General features: G+C 74.7%; 17 protein-coding genes and 1 pseudogene. 13 read left to right on the top strand and 5 right to left on the bottom strand.

Annotation, left to right across the window (positions count from 1 at the left end):
- The first annotated feature begins 94 nt into the window (after window positions 1–94).
- A complete protein-coding gene (locus tag SXIM_RS06825) occupies window positions 95–1408 on the top strand; it encodes an acyltransferase family protein (protein WP_046723278.1) in 1314 nt (437 codons plus the stop codon).
- Window positions 1409–1442: 34 nt separating this feature from the next.
- The gene (locus tag SXIM_RS06820) at window positions 1443–2435 is read left to right on the top strand and encodes a polyprenyl synthetase family protein (RefSeq protein WP_046723276.1); all 993 of its coding nucleotides are present in this window, start codon (window positions 1443–1445) and stop codon (window positions 2433–2435) included.
- A 75-nt stretch (window positions 2436–2510) separates the two neighbouring features.
- Here SXIM_RS06820 and SXIM_RS06815 read toward each other — a convergent pair whose 3' ends face one another.
- Genes SXIM_RS06815 through SXIM_RS06800 form a run of 4 tightly spaced genes read right to left on the bottom strand, consistent with a single transcriptional unit; the run spans window position 2511 to window position 5855 of the window.
- Window positions 2511–3227, bottom strand: coding sequence for a class I SAM-dependent methyltransferase (locus SXIM_RS06815; RefSeq protein ID WP_046723274.1), 717 nt, complete (start codon window positions 3225–3227; stop codon window positions 2511–2513).
- On the bottom strand, window positions 3224–4180 hold the full coding sequence (locus SXIM_RS06810) for a UbiA family prenyltransferase (protein ID WP_234306727.1): 957 nt from the start codon (window positions 4178–4180) through the stop codon (window positions 3224–3226). The genes SXIM_RS06815 and SXIM_RS06810 overlap by 4 nt, the downstream gene beginning before the upstream one ends.
- Entirely contained in the window at window positions 4177–5298 is a 1122-nt protein-coding gene (locus SXIM_RS06805; protein ID WP_046723273.1) for an FAD-dependent monooxygenase, read from the bottom strand. The genes SXIM_RS06810 and SXIM_RS06805 overlap by 4 nt, the downstream gene beginning before the upstream one ends.
- A complete protein-coding gene (locus tag SXIM_RS06800) occupies window positions 5298–5855 on the bottom strand; it encodes a chorismate--pyruvate lyase family protein (protein WP_053116120.1) in 558 nt (185 codons plus the stop codon). Before SXIM_RS06800 ends, SXIM_RS06805 begins: the two co-directional genes overlap by 1 nt.
- Window positions 5856–5986: 131 nt before the next feature.
- On the opposite strand from SXIM_RS06800, the gene SXIM_RS06795 reads away from it, so the two are divergent.
- The 4 genes and pseudogenes from SXIM_RS06795 to SXIM_RS06780 all read left to right on the top strand — a co-directional run.
- Window positions 5987–7021 carry a lysylphosphatidylglycerol synthase transmembrane domain-containing protein gene (locus SXIM_RS06795; protein ID WP_078635063.1) on the top strand — a complete coding sequence of 345 codons (1035 nt, stop codon included), beginning with the start codon at window positions 5987–5989 and terminating at the stop codon, window positions 7019–7021.
- 42 nt (window positions 7022–7063) lie between these two features.
- Window positions 7064–7402 (top strand): PadR family transcriptional regulator, encoded by a 339-nt coding sequence (locus SXIM_RS06790; RefSeq protein ID WP_030726121.1) that lies wholly within the window; start codon window positions 7064–7066, stop codon window positions 7400–7402.
- Entirely contained in the window at window positions 7399–8274 is an 876-nt protein-coding gene (locus SXIM_RS06785; protein WP_107073909.1) for a hypothetical protein, read from the top strand. Before SXIM_RS06790 ends, SXIM_RS06785 begins: the two co-directional genes overlap by 4 nt.
- A gap of 23 nt (window positions 8275–8297) precedes the next feature.
- Window positions 8298–8978: pseudogene (locus SXIM_RS06780) on the top strand (DUF4184 family protein); the annotation flags it as partial.
- Window positions 8979–9371: 393 nt separating this feature from the next.
- Here SXIM_RS06780 and SXIM_RS06775 read toward each other — a convergent pair.
- Window positions 9372–10262, bottom strand: a complete 891-nt coding sequence (locus tag SXIM_RS06775; RefSeq protein WP_052384991.1) for an AfsR/SARP family transcriptional regulator — start codon at window positions 10260–10262, stop codon at window positions 9372–9374.
- Between the two features lie 317 nt (window positions 10263–10579).
- Here SXIM_RS06775 and SXIM_RS06770 point away from each other — a divergent pair, with 317 nt between their 5' ends.
- From SXIM_RS06770 to SXIM_RS06740, 7 genes are all read left to right on the top strand, one after another.
- A complete protein-coding gene (locus tag SXIM_RS06770; protein WP_030726132.1) occupies window positions 10580–10924 on the top strand; it encodes an acyl carrier protein in 345 nt (114 codons plus the stop codon).
- Complete coding sequence (locus SXIM_RS06765; protein WP_053116117.1) at window positions 10921–12699, top strand: AMP-binding protein; 1779 nt, start codon at window positions 10921–10923, stop codon at window positions 12697–12699. The genes SXIM_RS06770 and SXIM_RS06765 overlap by 4 nt, the downstream gene beginning before the upstream one ends.
- Before the next feature lie 176 nt (window positions 12700–12875).
- Entirely contained in the window at window positions 12876–14390 is a 1515-nt protein-coding gene (locus SXIM_RS06760; RefSeq protein WP_053116116.1) for an acyl-CoA dehydrogenase family protein, read from the top strand.
- Window positions 14387–16210 carry an acyl-CoA dehydrogenase family protein gene (locus SXIM_RS06755; RefSeq protein ID WP_053116114.1) on the top strand — a complete coding sequence of 608 codons (1824 nt, stop codon included), beginning with the start codon at window positions 14387–14389 and terminating at the stop codon, window positions 16208–16210. Before SXIM_RS06760 ends, SXIM_RS06755 begins: the two co-directional genes overlap by 4 nt.
- Window positions 16197–17075, top strand: coding sequence for an alpha/beta hydrolase family protein (locus SXIM_RS06750; protein ID WP_053116112.1), 879 nt, complete (start codon window positions 16197–16199; stop codon window positions 17073–17075). Before SXIM_RS06755 ends, SXIM_RS06750 begins: the two co-directional genes overlap by 14 nt.
- Window positions 17072–18232: a class I SAM-dependent methyltransferase gene (locus SXIM_RS06745; protein ID WP_046723269.1), complete on the top strand. Its 1161-nt coding sequence runs from the start codon at window positions 17072–17074 to the stop codon at window positions 18230–18232. Before SXIM_RS06750 ends, SXIM_RS06745 begins: the two co-directional genes overlap by 4 nt.
- Before the next feature lie 96 nt (window positions 18233–18328).
- On the top strand, window positions 18329–19843 hold the full coding sequence (locus SXIM_RS06740) for a flavin-containing monooxygenase (protein WP_030726149.1): 1515 nt from the start codon (window positions 18329–18331) through the stop codon (window positions 19841–19843).
- Window positions 19844–19958: the final 115 nt, after the last annotated feature.

Below are 19958 nucleotides of genomic sequence, written 5' to 3'. Positions count from 1 at the left end.
AGCACCGGTGGGCGCGAGGCGAGAGACGAGGGCACGCGATGACCGTGGCAGTGACCGCAGCGGGGAGCGTGGGCGGCGGGCCCGCCACCCTCCCGTGACGCCGGACGCCCCGGCCCCGGCCGCACCACCGGGCCGCAACCCGTACGTCGATCTGCTGCGGATCACCGCCGTCGGTTTCGTCGTCGTCGGCCACTGGCTGCTGACCTCCATCAGCGACCAGGGCGGCCATCTGCACGGCGAGGATGTCGTGGACGCCCTGCCGTGGACCCAGTGGCTGACCCTCTTCTTCCAGGTGATGCCGCTCATCTTCCTCGCCGGCGGCTACGCCAACGCCGTGTCCTGGTCGGGCCACCACGCCCGCGGCGAGTCCTGGGGAGGCTGGCTCGCGGACCGGGCCCGGCGGCTGCTGGTCCCCACCACCGTGTACGTGGCGGTCACCGTGCTGGCCGTGGTGGTGTGCGTGGCCGCCGGGGTGCCGGCCACCGTACGGGACGAGGTGTTCTGGGCCGTCGCCCTGCATCTGTGGTTCCTGCCGATGTATCTGCTGCTGCTCGCCCTCACCCCGCCGCTGCTGGCCCTGTGGCGGCGCCTGGGCCTGTGGCTGCCGCTGGTGTTCGCGGCGCTGAGCGCCGTGGTGGACGTGGGCGTCCTCGGCCCCGGCATCCCCGTGATCGGCTGGAGCAACTACCTGTGGGTGTGGGGCGGCCTGTACCTGCTCGGCTTCGCCTGGCGGGACGGGGCCCTCACCCGCCCCCTGCAGCTGTGGTCGGCCGCCGCCGCGGCGGCGCTGTGGGTGCTGCTGGTCGTCCCCGGCCCGTTCCCCGTCAGCACCATCGGCGTCCCCGGCGCCCGTGTCCAGAACGCCTCACCCCCCTCCATCGCCCTGTTCGCCTACTCGGTCGTCCTCATCGGCCTGCTGCTCGCCGCCGAGGACGCCGTACGCCGCAGGCTGCGCCACCCGCGCCGCGTCACCGCCGCCAACGCCGCCGCGATGCCGCTGTACCTGTGGCACATGGCACCCGCCATGGCCATCGGCGCGGTCCTCTACCCGGCCGGCCTGCTGCCGTTCGAACCCGTGGGCTCCGGCGGCTGGTGGCTGCTGCGCCCGGTGTGGGTGCTGATCTGCGCCGCCCTGCTGATCCCCCTCGTCCTGGCCATGGCCCGGCTGCCGCACCCGCCCCCGTACCCCACCCGCACCGGCTGGAGCACCGGACCGTGGCTGCTCCTCGGCGCGGGCCTGACCGCCGCCTCCTTCGGGCTCGCCCGCCTCGCCCTGCGCGGCTTCGCCCCGGACGGACGGCTGCCCGCCGTGCCCCTGCTGTGCTACGCGGTGGGCGTCGCCCTGCTGCTCGCCGTCTCCGCCGCGCCACGGACGGGTGGCGGTGTCGGGCATTCGGCGTCCGCGTAGTGCCGGATCGCGCGCCACCGCGTTGACTCACCATGTGACTCCCGGGACGACGACCACCCAGGTACGGGCCGCGCTGGAGCAGCGATTCGGCCGCGGCCGCGCCGGCGACGAGCTGGACACGATGAACCGGCACGCCGTGCTCTCCGGCGGCAAACTGCTGCGCCCTCTGGTGCTGCTGGAGTTCGGCGCCGCCACCGGCGCCCGGCCCGCCCGGCTGCTGGGCGCCGCCGAGGCCGTCGAAGTGCTGCACTCCGCCTCGCTCGTGCACGACGACATCATCGACGGCGACGACACCCGCCGCGGACAGCCCGCCCTGCACCGGGCGTTCGGCACCGAACGGGCGCTGGTGACCGGTGACGCGCTGTTCTTCATGGCGTTCAGCGCGCTCACCGGCTGCGTACGGGCCGGGGTGCCGGCCGAGACGGTGGTACGGGCCTGCGGCCTGGTCGCCGAGGCGGGCGAGGAGATCTCCCGGGGCGTGCTGCGCGAACTGGCCCTCAGCGGCGGCTGGGAGCTGCCCCCGCAGGAGTACCTGCGGATGGCGGGCGAGAAGACCGGTGCCCTCCTGGCGCTGGCCGGGCGGCTCGGAGTGGTGCTGGGCGGCGGCGACGAGCCGCGCGTGCGGGCCGCCACCGCGTACGGGCACGCGCTCGGGATCGCCTTCCAGCTGCGGGACGACCTGCTGCCGTGGACCACCGGTGAGGCGGTGGCCGGGAAACCCGCCGCCAGTGACCTGCGCAACCGGCGGGCCGCGATGCCGCTGCTGCTCGCCTGGCAGTACGCGGGGCCCGCCGACCGCGAACTGCTGACCGGGCTGCTGGCCGGCGCCGACACCCTCCCGGACCCGGAGCTGCTGGCCCGCGCCGCTCCCGTGCTGCGCCGCACCGACGCCATCGGGCGCACCGGCGAGCTGGCCCGCGCCTACGCCACCGCCGCGAAGTACGCCCTGACCGGCGGCTTCCCGCCCTCCCCGCACCGCGACCGGCTGATGGCGCTGGCCGACTGGTCCCTCACCCGCGACCGCTGAGACGACCGGCTTCCCGCCTCGCCGCGGACCGGGACGGCGGGTGGGGCCGCCCGGCACCCGGCTGCGGCAGGGCCCTTACGCGCCCCGGCCCACCATGGCCACCAGGTAGCCGGGGAAGGCGAACCGGACCGTCAGCGGGAGCGGCGCGGCCAGCTCGCGCAGGGCTGCCGCGCCGTACGCCTTGCGCAGGCTGATCACCCCGTCGTGCACATGGGTCGGCCCCCCGGTCGCGAACATGAGCGGGATCGCCGCCGCGCACACCCAGGGGCTGCGCCACGCGTCGATCAGCAGCAGCGTCCCTGCCACCCGGGTGCCCTCGCGCAGCACGGCGCGCACCTTGTCCGGCGGCAGATGGTGCAGGCTCGCCGCGAACACCGCCACGTCGAACGCCGCGTCGGGTGCGTCGATCGCCGTGGCGTCCAGCCGCCGCACCACCGCCCTGGGGTGCGCCCCCAGCGGCCCGGCCTCCAGCGCCGCCACCGCGTCCGGCGCCACATCGCTCACCGTCACCCGCGCCCCGGGGTGCCGGCGCAGCACCCGCCGGGACAGGCCGCCGGTACCGGCGCCGAGTTCGAGCACCCGGGGAGACGGGCCTGCCCCGGCCCGCTCCAGGGTCCAGCGCGCGTACCGGTCGTAGCCGCGGGTCAGCAACTGCATCCGGTGCAGGGCCCGCCGGACCCGGGCCGCCTCGTGCGGGGTGTCGGGGCGGTCGAGGTACTCGGGCTCGTCCGTCTCGTACCGCCGGTCCAGCCAGGAGGCGTGCGGGCCGCCGCGCGGCATCACGGCCGTCATTCGGGTCGCGCCATGGCCAGCAGGATGACCACCAGCACCAGGACCGGGTACAGGCTGGCCCGGTTGAAGACGGCCAGCGCCGTCTCCGGGCGCGGGTCGCGGTGCAGCGCGAGGCCGGGCACCAGCAGCGCCCAGCAGCCGGCGAGCACGGTGCCCACCACGCCGATGGCCCGGAACGAGGTCCACCCGGCGATCATCAGGGCGACCCCGCACACGAAGGTGATCAGCAGGAACGCGAGCACCAGGCGTGCGGTGACCCGGTGGCCGTAGACGACGGGCACGGTGCGCACCCCCAGGTGCACGTCCTCCTCCACGTCGGCCCAGTCGTTGACGAGGTTGCGCCCGCCGATCTCCCAGGCGGCCATCCAGCAGAAGAACAGCGGCAGCCGTACCCAGTCGACCCCGCCGCCGCCCGCCGTCACCGGGGCCAGCGCGAACCAGCCCGCGCACGCCGCCAGCCCCACGCACGCGCCGGTCAGCCAGAACTTGTGCGGGGTGACGGTGGCCAGCGCGCAGTACACCACCTGGAGCAGCGCCGCCACCACGAACAGCACCGCGCACAGCCAGTGCAGCCAGGCCGCCAGCACCAGCGCGAGGCCGCCGAGCGTCACCACCCAGGCGACCGCGCCGGGGTAGGAGAGCCGGCCCTGCGCCAGCGGATGCCGGACGCCGGTGCTGTCGATGTCGAAGCCCTCGTAGGAGCGCAGGTGGGCGAACCGCTTGCGGTCCAGCCGGTGGTCCAGCAGGTCGTTGACCGCGAACAGCGCGAAGTACCCGGCGAACGCCGCCACCAGCGCCACCCCCAGCCGGTCCAGCGGCGGGTTCGGCACCGCGATCAGCGCGCCGATCAGCGGCTGGGCGACGGACAGGGAGGCCTGCGTGCCGCGCGAGAAGCCGTACAGGGCCCGCACCCGGTCACGCATCCGGTCCGCCAGGACGGGGATCGCCATCATGCTCTCCACTCTTTACAGTTCACGTGTCCCACGAACTCACGGGCGAAGGCCGCCGCCTCGGGGCCCGGCCGGGTCAGCCGCCGCAACTCCTCCAGCGCGTCCCCGGGCGGCCGGTGCAGCAGGCGCATCAGACGCTCGGAGAAGTCCTGGGCACGGCGCAGCGCCGCGAGCCGGCGCTGCCCGTATCCGGCGAGGCCGCCGTGCAGCAGGGCGTGCGCGAGGTCGGCCGCGTCGTCGATGGCGAGGTTCATGCCCTTGGCACCGGACGGGGTCAGCAGGTGGGCGGCGTCGCCGGCCAGGAACAGCGGCCCGTGCTGGAGCGGCCGGGTGACGCGGCTGTGCATGCGCAGCGTCCGCCGCTCGTACAGCCCGCCGAGCGCGGGGCCGCCCTCCAGCCGCAGCCGCAGTTCCTCGCGCACGCGGTGATCGGGCCAGTCGGCGGGGGTGTCGCCCGCGGCGCACTGGAGGTAGAAGCGGCTGATCGCGGAGGTGCGCGGCATCATTCCGGCGAACCCGCGCTCGTGCAGCGCGTACAGCACGCCGGGGGCGGGGGCGTCGACCTCGGCGAGCACCGCGAGCCAGTCGTACGGGTAGCGCTGGGTCACCTCGCGGCGCAGTACGGGGTGGAGGGCGTGCCGGCTGACGCCGTGTCCGCCGTCGCAGCCGATGACGTAGTCGCAGTCGATCTGGAGCCGGTCGCAGCGGATGCGCCGCAGTTCCTCGACGGCGCGGGCCGGGGTCGCGAACCAGGGCAGCCGTCCGTCGGTCTCCAGGGCGGCGATCAGGTCGCGGACCAGCCACTGCTGCGGGTACACCCAGTGCCGGGCGCCGCCGGTCAGGGCCGCGTAGTCCATCCGCAGCCGCTGTCCCTGGCACAGGAACTCGCACCAGCCGTGCCGGGTGCCCTCGGCGAGCAGCCGGTCGGCGAGGCCGTGGGCGCGCAGGTAGGCGACGGTGCGTTCCTCCAGCAGCCCCGCCCGGGCGCGGCTCTCGACGCGGGCGCGCGGGTGGCGTTCGACGACCTGGCAGTCGATGCCGGCCCGGCCCAGCACATTGGCGAGCACCAGGCCCGCCGGTCCGGCGCCGATGATGCCGACCTGGGTGCGCAGTCGGCGCATCAGGGGGACACCAGGGAGGGGTGGAACAGTTCGTTGACCAGGACCAGGGGCCGGTCCCCGTGCCACAGCAGATACGTCTTGTAGCAGGCGGGTTCTCCGCTGGGCCAGCGGCGCCGGCCCACGTCCAGGACGGTGCGGCGGTGGCCGGTGCCGGCGGCGTGCAGTGCGGCGCCGATGGGAAGCCGGCCGTCCGCCAGCAGCGGCCGGATCCCCGGCAGCAGATCGTCGCGGGCGACTACCTGGTTGACCGACAGCCAGCGGCCTCCGGGGCCGGTGAGCGCGGAGTGCCGGGCGAGGACGTCCTGTTCCTCGCCGATCTCCAGCAGCGCGGGCACCGGGCGCCCGGCGCGGCCCGCGGGGATGCGGTCGGCCCGCAGCAGCCGTACCCGGGGGGCGGCGCCGGTCAGGGCGTGCAGCGCGGTGGTGGTCAGGCCGTCGCCGCTGAGGAGCATCCGGGTCAGGGGGGAGGCGAAGTCCGCGATCCGCTCGGTGAGCGTGGCGCCGCCGGTGATGTCGAAGACCTCCGTGCCGAAGGCCGCGGCCCGTAATGAGCGCACCGGCACCCTCCTCGTCTCACCCTCGCCCGGTTCACCAGAAGCACAACGTCCCCGGCACCGGGAGGTCACGGCGGATCCCCCGCATGTACGACGAGAACCGGACGCCTCCCGCTGTTACCGTCAAAACCGTCATGACCCATGGTGATCAGCCCGGTATCGATGACAGCCGGCCCCCGCCCAGAGCCGGATGGCTGGTGTGGCTGCTCGCCGCGGCGGTGATCATCGCCGCGCTGGTGCTGGCGGCGTCCCGCCGGGACGAGTTGGGCCAGGCGTTCGAGCAGTTGTCCCACGTCAATCCGGCCAAGGCGGCGCTGGCCCTGATCTGCCAGGCGGGCGCCATGTGGTGCCTGGCCGCTGTCCAGCGCTGGCTGCTGCTGACCGGCGGGCTGCGGATGGGCATGCGGCCGCTGCTGTCCATGATCCTCGCCTCCAACGCGGTGGCCGGCGCGCTCCCGGGCGGCGCCGCGTTCTCCGCCGCCTGGCTCTACCAGCAACTGCACCGCAGGGGCGCGAGCAAGGCGCTGGCCGCCGCCTCGCTGGTCATCGCCGGGGCGCTGTCCGCGCTCGGCCTGATCGCGGTGCTGGCTGCCGGGCTGCTGACGGCCGGCGCCCGGGGGCCGGCCGGCGTCCTGGGCCGGATCGGGATCGTTCTGGTGCTCCTGGCGCTGCTGGTGCTGGTCCTGGCGCGCTCGGCCGCGGTACGGGCCTGGGCACGCCGCGGATGGCGGCGGGTCCAGGCCCGGCACCGCAGGGCCAGGGAGGGCACCGAGGCGGTGAACCGGCTGCTGGTGCAGGCCCGCGCCATCCAGCCGGGCTTCCGTCCGTGGCTGCGGCCGTACGCGTACGCCCAGTTCAACTGGCTGCTGGACGCGGCCTGTCTGGTCGCCTCGCTGTGGGCGCTGGGCATCTCGGTGCCCTGGCACGGGGTGCTGATCGCGTACGGGCTGACGCAGATCCCGGGCAGTCTGCGGCTGACCCCGGGCGGGGTGGGCGTGGTGGAGGCGAGCATGGCGGCGCTGCTGGTGGTGTACGGGCTGAACGCCGCCGACGCGCTGGCGGCCACGCTGCTCTACCGGATCTGGAGCTACTGGCTGTTGCAGCCGATCGGCTGGGGCTGCTGGCTGGCGCTGTCGGTGCAGGGGCGTCGGGAGGCCAAGGGGGAGTGAGCGCGGGGGACGGCGGTCCGCCGGGCGGAATACTCTGCTGGCATGAGTGAGCGAGGGATGCAGGAGCTGGCCCTGCTGCTGCTGACGGCGCTGGCCAACGCGCCCCGGCACGGTTACGCGATCGCGCAGGAGGTCAAGGCCATCACGGACGGCCGGGTGGTGCCGCGCACCGGCGCGCTGTACGGGGCGCTGGACCGGCTGCTGGCCGATGGCCTGATCCGGGTGGAGCGTGAAGAGGTGGTGGACGGGCGCGCCCGCCGTACGTTCGCGCTCACCCCCGCCGGCCGGGACCGGCTGGCGGCGGAGGCGGAGCGGATGGCGGCCACCGCCTCCGAGGCGCGCCGGCGGCTGGGCATCGGCGGCGCCGTGCAGCCCACATGAGCCGCGGTCCGGTCCGGCTCTACCCGGCCGGCTACCGCGCCGTGCACGGCGCGGAGATCGCCGAGACGCACCGGGAGCTGACCGCCGGGCTGTCGCGCGCGGCCCGGCTGCGGGCCGACGCCGATCTGGCGGCGCACGCGCTGCGGATGCGCCTGGGGCTGGACCCGGCCGCGCCCGGCGGGCGGCTGTTCGCGCTCGCGGCGCCGTTCGCGCTGGCCACCGCCGCGGTGGTGGCCGGCCTCGAACTGACCGGCTGGTACCGGACCCTGGTGCTCTCCCCGACCACGCTGCGCGCCATGGTGGCTGGTACGGGGGCCGCGTGGGGGCTGTATCTGCTGTGCTCGCTCCTGGTGTGCGTGGGCGCGATCGTCGCGCTGACCGGGCGCTGGGTGGCCGGGGTCGCCGCGGTGACGGGCGGGCTGCTGGGGACGGTCGCGCTGTGGCCGGCCCTCGGTCCGGCGCGCGGCGGGGGCGCGCTGGTGCCGGTGCTCGCCCTGCTGACGGTGGCCGTCGTGCTGGCCCGCCCGCCGGACCGGCGGGCCGATCCCGAGGTGTGCGCGGCGGCCGGGGTGATGGCGGCGGTGGGCTGGTTCCCGCTGGTGGCCGTGGGCACCGGGGAGTTCGCGGTGAGCACGGATTACGGGGCGTGGCCGCTGCTGGTGCTGGCCGCCTCGGGCATCGTGCTGGCGGTGCGGCGGCGCTCGCGCGGGCTGTACGAACTGGGGGCGATGGCGGTGGCCTCCCCGCCGCTGATCGGCCGCGCGTACGCGGATGCCTGGCTCGATGCGTGGCCCGTGGTGCTTCTGTCTCTGGTGCTGCCGCTGGGGGCGGCGTTCACTGTCGGGGTGTGGTGGGTGCGGCGGGGGAGCTGACCGAATTGCCATAGTCCGTTGAAGTGAATAGTCTCCTGTGCGTTCCATTGTTGAGCGCGAGCAGAGAGAGCACCGCGTTGCCGTTCACGCTGTCCCACCCCGCGGCCGTCCTGCCGCTGCTGCGCCGTCCTTTCGTCCCGGCGGCCCTCGTCATGGGCGCCCTCGCCCCCGACGTCCCCTACTACCTCGGTGAGCTCGGCGTCGCCGCCACCTCGTCCGGCGACTGGTACGAGCCGTTCCTCAACGCCACCACGACGCACGGGCCCCTGACCGGGCTGCTGGTCAACCTGCCCATGGCTCTCCTGCTGGTCTTCGGCTGGCGGCTGGTGCGCGGGCCGCTGGTGGCGCTGCTCCCGGCCCGGGTGCGGGTGGGGCCACCCGCCGCCGCTCCCGGGGCCGGGCCCCGGGTGCGGGCGCGGTACGCCGGATGGCTGGTGCTCTCCGCGGTGATCGGGATCGCCACCCATCTCGCCTGGGACGCCGTCACCCACGGGGACGGCTTCCTGGTCACCCGCGCCGCCCTGCTGAGCGAGGCGGTGCTGGGCGGACTGACCGTCTCCCGGCTGCTCCAGACCCTCAGCACCGTCCTCGGCCTGGCGCTGATCGCCCGCCATCTGTGGCGGCGCCGCGACCGGACGCGGGCCGGGCACCGGGACGCGGGCAACGGCGTGGCACGGCTGAGTCGCCCGGTGCGGCTGACCGTGCTCGCGCTGCTGGCCCTGGCCACCGCGCTGGGCGTCGCCGCCGGGGCCCGCGCCGACATCGACGCCTTCCGGTACACGACCGTGGTGGACCACGAGCACCCCGTCACCCGCGTCTTCGAGGACGGCACGAGCGAGACGACGTACCCCGCCACCACCGTCCGGGCACCCTGGGGAACCTTCGCCGAGGGGGTGCTGACCGGCGCCGCCAAGCGCGGGGGCGCCGCCTTCACCGCAGCCCTGCTGCTGTACGGCGCGGCCTGGCACACGTACCGGCCGCGGGCAGGTGACGGCCCGGTCTCCTCCGAACAGCCGGTGCCCCGGGCCCCGCCGCGTGACCTGACCCCGCCGCGCGGCCCGTGCCCCCGCCGCGCGGTCAGCGGCCCCGCCGCGGGGTCAGCGGCCCCGGGTGAGGCGTTCGCCGGCAAGGCCCGGGGCAAGGCGGGCTGTGCGGGGCGGGGGGAGCCGGGTGGTGGGGGCCGGCGGGCGGGTGAAGAGGCGGGCCGCGGCGGTGGGGGAGCTGAGCGCGGGGGACTGGGTGAGGATGGCGCGCTCCAGGTCGCGCAGTTCGCGGCCCGGGGAGACGCCCAGTTCCTCGACGATCGCCGCCTTGGCCCGCCGGTAGCGTTCCAGCGCCTCGGCCTGGCGGCCACTTTGGTACAGGGCCAGCATCAGCTGGGCGCACAGCCGTTCCCTGGCCGGTTCCGCCGTGGTCACCACGCTCAACTCGGCCGTGACCTCGGCGACGCGCCCCAGCATCAGGTCGGCGGTGACCTTGTCGCTGAGCACCTGCCAGCGGTCCTCCTCCAGCGCGGTCAGCTCCGGCCAGGCGACGCCCGCCTCGATCAGGTCGGCCAGCGCGCGGCCCTGCCACAACCCCAGGGCGTAATCGAGAAGCTGAGCGGCCGACGCCCAGGAGCCGGCCGCCAGCCGCTGCCGTCCGTGCGCGACGAGACGCGCGTAGCGCGGCAGATCGATGTGGTGCGACGGCACGTGCAGGACGTAACCGTGGCGCCCGGCCGCCAGCGAGTGCGGCGTCGAGCCGTGGGTGGGTCCGCTCTCGGCCGCCAGTGTTCTGCGCAGCCCCGAGACGGCGTTCTGGAGGATCTTGCGCGCGGTGGCCGGCTCGTTGTCGCGCCACAGCGCGTCGATGAGCCGTCGCGTGGCGACCGGGGTGTTCGCGTGCAGCAGCAGGAACCCCAGCACGGCGCGCTGCCGGACACCTCCGAGCGCCAGCCGTTCGCCTTCGTGCAGTACTTCCAGCGGGCCGAGCAGGTGGAATTCCACCGCGGAACCATCCCATCTCGGGCATCTCGCGTGCGCGTGGGGGGCGTTGGCGACATTGCCAAGGCAGGACGAACGTTCCAGGGGGGACATGATCGCACGGCGCCCGCCGCCGTTGAAGGCGGTTGCGCAGTACCGGGCAGCACTGCCCGGCGCGGGCCCCGTTCCAGCTCTCCCGTGGCCGCCCGTGCCCGTTCGTAGCGGCGGAACGCCCGTCCACGCGCCGGTCATCGCCCGTCCATCGGCCGCCCCGCCGGCCGATTACCACGGGAAGAACGGCGGATGGGGGCCAGTCAATACGGTCGCTGTGCGGCTCCACCATGCGCCACCTCGATCACCACGACAGCGCCCAGCCCCTTGTCGACGCACAGGACGGTTTCCTCACCATGGCGTACTCATCCGACGAACAAGAGATCTTCGAGACGCTCCGGCAGATCGTGTCCGACACGCTGCGGGTACCGGCCGAGCGGGTGACCCGGGAATCCGTGCTGTCCGACCTCGGCATGGTCGAATCCATCAAGCTGCTGCGGGTCGCGGGCAAGGTCGAGCGGCGCTTCGACATAGAACTCGACGACAGCCTCTTCTTCCAGGGCGTCTCCCTGGGCCGGCTGGTGGAGGAGATCGCCGCGCAGCGCGCCGCCACCGTCTCCGGGGAAGCGGCGTGAGCGGTACGAGTGGCACGGGCGGCGCACCGGGGCTCGCTCCCGCCGTGCCCGCCTCCGTCACCCTGCTCGACGGCCTGTTCACGTACGCGGCCGAGCGGTATCCCGAGCAGCTGATCGGCGCCACCGACCCCCAGCAGGCCGTCACCTTCCGTCAGTTGGAGCGCGACGGGCTGGCCCTGGCCGCCGAGCTGCGCGCCCGCGGCGTCGAACCCGGCGCCCCGGTGGTCTTCCCGGCCGGTTCCCCCGCCGACTTCTTCCCGGTGCTCAACGCCATCGTGTCGGTCGGCGCGATCGCCGTGCCGGTCTCCGCGCGGGCCGGCCGCAACCAGGCGTCCGCCGCCCGGCTGCGGCACATCGTCGAGGACTGCCGAGCCGCCCTCATTCTCGCCGACGACGACGCGGTGCCGGTCCTGGCCGAGGTGCTGCCCGATGTCACCACCCAGCCGCTGAGCGAACTGCTGCGCACCGCCCGCGCGTCCGCGCCGGCCGCTCCCGGCGACGTACGCCCGCCCGGCCGTGACCCGGGGGACCTCGCCCTCATCCAGTACACCTCGGGCAGCACCTCCCACCCGCGCGGGGTCGCCCTGACCCACCGCAACGTGCTGGCCGCGCTGCGCATCATCCCGGCCGCCCTGCGGCCACGCACCACCGATGTGATCAGCCACTGGCTGCCGCTCTCCCACGACCTGGGCCTGTTCGGCTCACTGGCGTCGCTGGGCAGCGGCATCCGGGTGTGCGTGTCCGCGCCGCGCGACTTCGTCAAGCAGCCGGCCGAGTGGCTGGCCGCGTCCTGCGCGGCCGGCGCGACCATCCTGGTCGGCCCGGACTTCTTCTACCAGTACCTGGTCGAGGCGGTACCGGCGGACGAGGTGGCGGGCTTCGACCTGTCCGGCGTACGGCTGGCGCTCAACGGCGCGGAGCCCATCGACCCCGAGGGACTGGGCCGGTTCGCCCGGCACTTCGCCGCCGCCGGCTTCCGGGCCCAGGCGCAGGTGCCCTGTTACGGGCTGGCCGAGGCCACCCTGCCGGTCAGTTTCGACTCCGACAGCCGGCCCCCGACCATCGACTGGGTGGACCGCGCCGCGCTCAACGACGAGCGCAAGGCCATCCCCGCCACCACCGGCGCGCGGGGCGTCGTCAACTGCGGAACCCCCGCCCCCGGCGTCGAGGTCCGCGTCACCGCCGACGGCGAGGTGGTGGGCGAACGCGCGGTCGGCGAGATCGAGATCCGCGGCGAAGCCGTCACCGCCGGCTACTACCGCGAGCCCGCACCGTCCGGGCTGCCGGGCGGCTGGCGCGGCACCGGCGACCTCGGCTACCTGGCGGACGGCTGCGTGCACATCACCGGGCGCAGCAAGGAGATCCTGATCCTCGCCGGGCAGAACCACTACCCGCAGGACATCGAGGACGCGGTACGCGACGCCCCCGGCCTTTTCCGCCGCTCCGCGATCGCCGTCGTGCTGCCCGCCGACCCGGACGCCGGGCTGCCCGAGCGGCTGTGCGTGTTCGCCGAAGTCGCCACCGAGGGCCCGTACACCGAGACCGTCGCCGCCATCCGGCGCTCGGCCGCCGAGGTGCTGGGCGGTGCCTCCGTCGACGTGGTGCTGCTGCCCGCGCTGGCCATCTCCCGTACCACCAGCGGCAAGTTCCAGCGGCTGCTGATGCGCCGTCGGCTGCTGGAGGGCACGCTGCGCAAGGTCGTCGCCCGGGTCTCGGCCGCAGAGGCGCTGCCCGCCGCCGGGGCCGGCCGGGGAGGTGCGCCATCGCTCGGCTGACCGGCGAGGGCCCGGACGCCGCGCGCCGCGCGCGGGCGCTCGCCGCCCACCTCGGCGATCCGCTGCGCCCCGAGGGGCCGCTCACCTACGCCGCCAGTGTCCGTGACGACCGCGAACAGCGTTTCCCCGCCGAGTCGCTGGCGGCGCTCGACAGCTGGGGCTACCGCGCGTACCAAGTGCCGGCGGAGCACGGCGGACGGCTGACCTCCCTGGAGGACCTCCTCACCATCGGCCGGGTCATCGCGGAACGCGATCCGGCGGTCACCCTCATCGCCAACTCGCCACTGGGCGCCGCGATGCCGGTGTGGCTGGCGGGCAGCGCCGCGCAGCGCCGCCAGGTCGCGGACGCGGTGCTGGGCGGGGCGTACGTGGCGCTGGGCATCACCGAGCGCGCGCACGGCGCCGATCTGCTGGCGAGCGAGACGACGGTGCGCCGCGAAGGCGGCGGATACGTCATCGACGGCGAGAAGTGGCTGATCAACAACGCGGCCCAGGCCCGGTTCGTGTGCCTGCTCGCCCGCGACCCCGACCGCACAGGCATGCGCAGCCTGTCGTTCGTGCTGGTCGACCTGGAGGAACTGCCCGCCGCGTCGTACGAGATCCTGCCGCGCGTCCCCACCCACGGGGTGCGCGCCGCGCAGATCGGCGGCATCCGCTTCCACGGCGCCCGGGTGCCCGCGTCCGCGCTGATCGGACGGGCCGGCGCCGGGCTCGAACTCGCCTCCGCCTCCCTGTCGGTGACCCGCACCCTCGTCCCGGTACTCAGCCTGGGCGTGCTCGCCACGGCGCTGCGCTGCTGCACCGCGTTCCTCGCCGAACGCCGGCTGTACGGCGGCACGGCCACCGACATCCCGTACGTGCGGGAGGAACTCGCCGCGGCCCTGGTCGATCTGCGGGCGGCCGAGGCCGTGGCGCGGGCCTGCGCCCGCGCGCCGCACGTGCTGCCCGACCTGGTGCCGGTCACCTCGGCCGTCGCCAAGTACCTGGTGCCCAAGGTCGTCGAGGCCCGGATGCGGAAGCTGTCCGTGGTGCTCGGCGCCCGCTCGTACCTGCGCGAGGGCCACTGGTCGGGGCTCTTCGAGAAGCTCCGGCGCGACGTACGGCTGTTCGGACTGTTCGACGGCAGTGAGCCGGTCGTGCTCAGCTCGCTGGCGGCCCAGGCGTCGTGCCTGGACGCCCCGGCCGATCCCCGGCGGGCGGACGCCCTGTTCGCGCGCGGCGGCCCGCTGCCGTCCCTGTTCGGCCAGGACACCGGCCCGTTCGCGGACGACGACCCGGTCACGGCCGGCGTCGAGGAGACCGCCGCCGTCCTGGAGCGCCTCGGCGCCGCACACGGGGACGGCGTCCTGTGCCGGGCCGCCGCCGCGCTGCGCGCCGCCGCAGCGCGGGTACGTACCGAGGCGCGGGACGCGCTCGACCCGCGCTCGCTGGCCGGGCAGCAGTTCGCCGACCGCTACGCGCGGCTGTTCGCGGCGACCTGCCTGGCCCGTAGCGCGCCGGCCGCGGACGGGCCGCCGGCGCCCTGGCTGGGATCCGGGATCTCCGCCCTGCTGGAACCCGGCCGCCGGATGCCGGCCGGCACGGCCCGCCTGCTGTGGGAGGACGTGGCCCGCCTCGCGCGGCCCGGCACCGAGCCGGCGGACGGCCCGGCCGGGCTCGAACTGGTGGCACAAGGAGGTGAGTCCCGGTGACGACACCGACCCACACCGGCTCCGCGGCGCTCTCGCTCGAACACGCCCTCGCGGACCCGTACGACGCGCGACTCCCCGGCGGTTTCGCGCAGGCGCTGGAGGCCGACCGGCACGCCGCGTTCCCCGAGCGGCTGTGCCGCGCCGCCCTGGACCGGGGTGTCGCCGAGTGGCTCATCCCCGCCGAGTGCGGCGGTGAACTGCGCGGTATCGAGGAGGCGTTCGAACTGTGCCGGGTGCTGTCCCGGCGTGACCTGACGGCGGCCATCGCGCTCGGCAGCAATCTGCTGGCGGCGCTGCCCGTGTGGCTGCGCGGCAGCGCGGCGCAGAAGGAGAGCGTCGCGCGCCTGCTGCGGGCCGGCGGCTTCGTGGCCTTCGCGCTCAGCGAGCGCGAGCACGGCGCGGACCTGGTGGCCGGCGAGACCACCGCCACCCGCGTCCCCGACACCGAGGGAGAGGGCGACGGCTGGCGCATCGACGGCGAGAAGTGGCTCATCAACAACACCGGACACGCCGCCGCCGCGACCGTGACGGCTCGCACCGGCCGCGGCCCGCGCGGCCTGACCCTGTTCCTGGCCACCGCCCCGCACGACGGCACCGCCTGGCGGCGGCTGCCGAAGGTCGCCACCCACGGCCTGCGCGGCAGCGCCATCGGCGGCCTGACCCTGACCGGCCTGCGGGTACGCGGCACCGACGCCATCGGCCGGGTCGGCTCGGGACTGGAAACCATCCTGGAGACCTTCCAGATCACCCGCGTACTCGTCTCCGGCCTCGCCCTCGGCGCCCTCGACACCTGTCTGCGCCACACCCTGGCCTTCGCCCGCGACCGGCGGCTGTACGACGCCCCCGTCCACGACCTCGAACCGGTGGCCCGCCGGCTGATCGACGCGTTCGCCGATCTGCTGGTGGGGGAGACCGTGGCGGCCGGCGCCTGCCGGGCCGCGCACGACCGGCCCGACCAGCTGCCGCTCCAGTCGCTGTGCGCCAAGTACCTGATCCCGCACCGCGCCATGGACGCCATCGAATCGCTCAGCGTCGTGCTGGGCGCCCGTTCCTACCTCACCGGCCAGGACCAGCTCCAGGAGGCCGTCTTCGAGAAGATGCGCCGGGACTGCGCCGTCACCGGACTGTTCGACGGCTCGACCCCGGTGGTGCTGGGCGGCCTCACCGACCAGCTCACCCCGCTCGCGGAGGCCCGCGCTGCCGGCACCGTACGCACCGAGGGGCTGCCCGCCCTGTACGCCCCGGGGCCCCCGGCCACCGCGCCCGCCCCGCTCGACCCGGAACGCATGGCCCTCGACACGGACGAGGACGCCGTCACCGCCGGACTCGACCACCTCGCCGCGCTGCTCGGCGGCGAACAGCCCGTACCCGCGCTCACCCCGGCCCGGCGCGCCCTGCTGCTCGACCTCACCGAACACCTGCGCACCGCGCGCGCCGCGCTGGACGCCGAGGCCGCGGCCCTCGCGGGCGATCCGGGACAGCGGCGCGGCGCCGCCGCCTACGACCTGGCGGCCCGCTACACCCACCTGCACGCCGCCGGCGCCTGCGCCTGGCGCTGGCTGGCGCGGCACCACAGCCCCCTGAGCCCCGAGGACGCCGAGCGGGACGGCCCGTCGGCCGGGTTCCTGGACGACGGCGGCTGGCTGGCGCTGTGCCTGCGGCACCTGGCCCAGCAGGCCGGCACTCTCCCGGCCGCCCCCGTACTCGACGAGGTGGACCGCACCGCGCTCGACCTGCTGAACCAGCTCTACGACCGGAACCTGCTGTTCTCCGTGACGCGGTTCCCCCTCGCGGAAAGGACGACCCATGGGGCCGGCTGAGGAACGGGAAGCTCCCACGGAACCCGGCGATCTGGTGGTGACGTTCGCCGACGGCAGCACCACCACCGTCCGGCTCTTCCCCGCCGAGGACCCGGCCGCGCCCGTCGTGCTGTTCCTGCCCGCCATGGGCGTACGGGCCGGCTACTACGAGGTGCTGGCCGATGTGCTGGTGGAGAACGGCACGCACGTCGCGCTGGCCGACCACCGGGGCCACGGCGGCAGTTCGGTGCGCCCCGGCCGCCGGAGGACCTGGGGCTACGCCGACCTGCTGGAGGTCGAACTGCCCACGATCATCGAGGAGGTCAGGGCCGCCTTCGGCGTCGAACAGCTCGTGCTGGCCGGGCACAGCCTGGGCGGCCAGCTGGCCCTGCTGTACAGCGCCACCGCCCCCGAGCGGATCTCGCGGGCCGCCGTCATCGGCACCGGCACCGCCTGGCACCGCGTCGTGACCGGCAAGGACGCGGCGCGCCGCTACTTCGGCGTCCGGCTCACCGGGGTCGTCGCCACGCTGTGGGGCTATCTGCCGAAGTGGTTCCCGTTCGCCGGACGCGAGGCCCGGCATGTGATCCACGACTGGGTACGGGAGGGCCGCACCGGCCGCTACCAACTCTCCCGCACCGAGATCGACTACGAGGCCGCCCTGGCGAAGAGCACCGTCCCCACCCTCTTCGTCGGCTTCGCACACGACCCGCTCGTCCCCCCGGCCGGGCTGCGGCACATCGCCGACAAGGTCACCGCCGCCCCCGTCACCCTGCGCGAACTCTCGCTCGAACAGCTCCGGTTGAAGGAGCCCAGCCACTACCACTGGGCCCGGCGGCCGCAGGCGGTCGCCGACGCGCTGACCGAATGGATGGCACAGCCATGACCACCAGGACCGAACCGGGCCCCGGCATCGACGCCCTCAGCATGGCCGACGTCTACACGCCCGCCTACACCGAGCAGATCGAACGGGCCAGGCACGAGGCGTCGTTGCTGTTCGCCCGCGTCGCCATGACGCACCTGTTCGCCGAAGGGCCCGCCGCGTACCACCCGGACGCCGAGCCGCCGGCCGGCGCGATGGCCCGCCAGCCGTTCTACTTCCGCAAGAAGCTCCTCGACTACCTCGCCGACCGCGGCGAGCTGATCATCAACGGCGACACCTGCCGTCCGACCCCCGAACTCGCGGCCCGCGCCCGGATGTCCGAGGAACAGTTCCTGGGCCCCGGGGTCACCGGCTCGCCGACGATGGAGGTCATCAAGTACTTCGAGAGCGTGGTCGGCGGCGTGCTGTGCGGCCGCGACGGCCTTGTGCTGCTGGAGGAGGCGTACGGCGCCGAGGAGACGCAGCGGCTGTGGCACCACCTCATGGTGGACGCCGGCCCCAAGCGAGCGCCGAGCAAGCTGGCCGCCCGCGCCCTCGATCTGCGGCTGCGCTCCGGCGAGCCCACCGTCGTCTTCGAGGGCGGGGCCGGCATCGGCGCCACCTTGCGCGAGGCGCTGACGATCGAGGGCTTCCGGGAACGCACCGCGCACCTCGCCTCGTACGGGTTCACCGACGTCAGCCGCTCCCTGATGCAGCAGGCCCGGCGGACGTTCACCGCCGAACTGCCCGAGCTGGTGGAGCGGATGCACTTCGACCGGGTGGACCTCGATGACCTGGACGCGTACGACGATGTGCCCTATCTCCAGGACGAGGCCGCCGACCTGGTGATCTACGAGAGCGTGCTGTACGACGTGGCGAACCTGCACCAGGTACTCAGCCACAGCCGCCGGATCCTCAAACCGGGCGGCTGGCTGGTGTTCACCTTCGGCAGCCGGGGCCGCCCGGGGCAGTTCTTCCCTTTCGAGTTCTTCCAGTCGACGCTGCACAGCTTCTACCGGGCCGAACTCGATCCGCCGCGCCGGGTCAACCCCGGCTACCTCACGATGGCCGAGTGGACGGCCTCCCTGGAGAGCGCGGGCTTCGGCCGTTTCCGGGTGCTGCCCGACGCCGCCGATCACGACAAGTGGCCCTACGGAGGCATCGTCGCCGAGCGGCCGTGAGCGCGGGCACAGGCACGAGCACGAGCGGCGCCGGCAGCAGCACGGCCCGGCCCGTACCGGCGCCGGGCCGCACCCACGCGAAGGAAGGCACACACCATGAGTGACCGGATCGGCGGCCATGTGCGGGCCGCCGTGATCGGCTGCGGCTTCGGCGGGCTCGGCGCGGCGGTGCGGCTGCGCCGGGAGGGCGTGAACTCCCTGGCCGTCCTGGAGGCGGCGGGATCGCTCGGCGGCACCTGGCGCGAGAACACCTATCCCGGCGCCGCCTGCGACATACCGTCCCACCTCTACAGCTACTCGTTCGCCCCCAATCCCCGCTGGCCCCGGGTGTTCTCCGCCCAGCGCGACATCCTCGCCTATCTGGAACGGGTCGCCGACCGCTTCGACGTGCGGCGCCACATCCACCTCAACACCGCCGTCACCGCCGCCCGCTGGCAGCCCGAGCACACCCGCTGGCACCTCACCACCGACCGCGGCGAGCTGACGGCCGATGTCCTGGTGACGGCCGCCGGCATGCACTCGGCCCCGAAGATCCCCGACATCCCCGGCCTCGACACCTTTCCCGGCGCCGCCTTCCACAGCGCGTGCTGGGACCACGACCGCGACCTGGCCGGGCGGCGCGTCGCCGTGGTCGGCACCGGCGCCTCGGCCACCCAGATCGTTCCCGCCCTCCAGCCCACCGTGCGGCGGGTCACGCTCTTCCAGCGCAGCGCGCCGTGGGTGCTGCCCAAGTTCGACCGGCCCCACCCGCGCGCCGAACAGTGGCTGTACGAGCGGCTGCCGCTCCTGCGGCTGGCGCAGCGCGGCCGGTTCTGGGCGGTCGGCGAGGTCCGCAGCGATCTGCTGACCCGGCGGCTGCGCCAACTGGCGCTGGCCGAGAAGCTCGTCGCCGCGCACCTGCGGTTCGGCGTCAAGGACCCGGAGCTGCGCCGCAAGCTCACCCCCGACCACCGGATGGGCTGCAAGCGGGTGACCTTCTCCAACACCTTCTATCCCGCGGTCACCCAGGAGAACGTCGAGGTCGTCGCCTCGGGGCTGGCCCGCGTCGAGGGCGGCACCCTGATCGGGCAGGACGGCAGCACGCACGAGGCGGACACCATCGTGTTCGCCACCGGCTTTCACAACGTCGGCCGGCCCATCACCCGGCGCATCGCCGCGGCGGACGGTACGACGCTGGCGGAGGCGTGGGACAAGGGCGGCGGCATCCAGGCACTGCGCGGAACGACCATGACCGGGTTCCCCAACCTGCTGATGATGGGCGGGCCGCAGGCGGTGTCCTCCTCCAGTTCCAAGGTGCTGATGATCGAGGCCCAGCTCAGCTATCTCGCCGACTTCCTGCACCGGCTCGACGAACTGGCCGAGCCGGTCGGCGAGCCGGGCGGGGTGGCGCTCGACCCGTCCCCGGACGCGCTGCGCGCCTGGAACGCGCGGATGCGCGGCAAGCTCGCCAGGACCGTGTGGGAGACCGGCTGCGACAGCCCCTACCTGGACCACGAGGGCCGGGACGTCACGCACTGGCCGGGCACCACGACCGAGTTCCGCAGGGCGACCCGGCGGGTGGACCTGGCCGAGTACCGGGTGGTGCGCGCGGTGCGGGAGCCCGTCCGGTAGCGGCCGGGGCGGGCCCGCCCGCGCGGACCGCGCCACCTTGCTCGCGGCTCACCTGATGGCATGTCATGGACCGCGTACGGCACGTGCGTACCGCGATGAAGGAGTGGACCTCATG

The organism is Streptomyces xiamenensis, assembly GCF_000993785.3.
Lineage (GTDB): Bacteria > Actinomycetota > Actinomycetes > Streptomycetales > Streptomycetaceae > Streptomyces > Streptomyces xiamenensis.
The sequence above is the reverse complement of the archived record's forward strand: the minus strand, read 5'-3'. Positions and strand labels throughout refer to the sequence as shown.

Bases quoted from the DNA above. Each gene is read 5' to 3' on its own strand.
- SXIM_RS06745 (WP_046723269.1), top strand. From the start codon at position 17,072: ATGACCACCAGGACCGAACCGGGCCCCGGCATCGACGCCCTCAGCATG.
- SXIM_RS06815 (WP_046723274.1), bottom strand. From the start codon at position 3,227: ATGACGGCCGTGATGCCGCGCGGCGGCCCGCACGCCTCCTGGCTGGAC.
- SXIM_RS06770 (WP_030726132.1), top strand. From the start codon at position 10,580: ATGCGCCACCTCGATCACCACGACAGCGCCCAGCCCCTTGTCGACGCA.
- SXIM_RS06810 (WP_234306727.1), bottom strand. From the start codon at position 4,180: ATGATGGCGATCCCCGTCCTGGCGGACCGGATGCGTGACCGGGTGCGG.
- SXIM_RS06805 (WP_046723273.1), bottom strand. From the start codon at position 5,298: ATGCGCCGACTGCGCACCCAGGTCGGCATCATCGGCGCCGGACCGGCG.
- SXIM_RS06740 (WP_030726149.1), top strand. From the start codon at position 18,329: ATGAGTGACCGGATCGGCGGCCATGTGCGGGCCGCCGTGATCGGCTGC.
- SXIM_RS06750 (WP_053116112.1), top strand. From the start codon at position 16,197: ATGGGGCCGGCTGAGGAACGGGAAGCTCCCACGGAACCCGGCGATCTG.
- SXIM_RS06790 (WP_030726121.1), top strand. From the start codon at position 7,064: ATGAGTGAGCGAGGGATGCAGGAGCTGGCCCTGCTGCTGCTGACGGCG.
- SXIM_RS06785 (WP_107073909.1), top strand. From the start codon at position 7,399: ATGAGCCGCGGTCCGGTCCGGCTCTACCCGGCCGGCTACCGCGCCGTG.
- SXIM_RS06795 (WP_078635063.1), top strand. From the start codon at position 5,987: ATGACCCATGGTGATCAGCCCGGTATCGATGACAGCCGGCCCCCGCCC.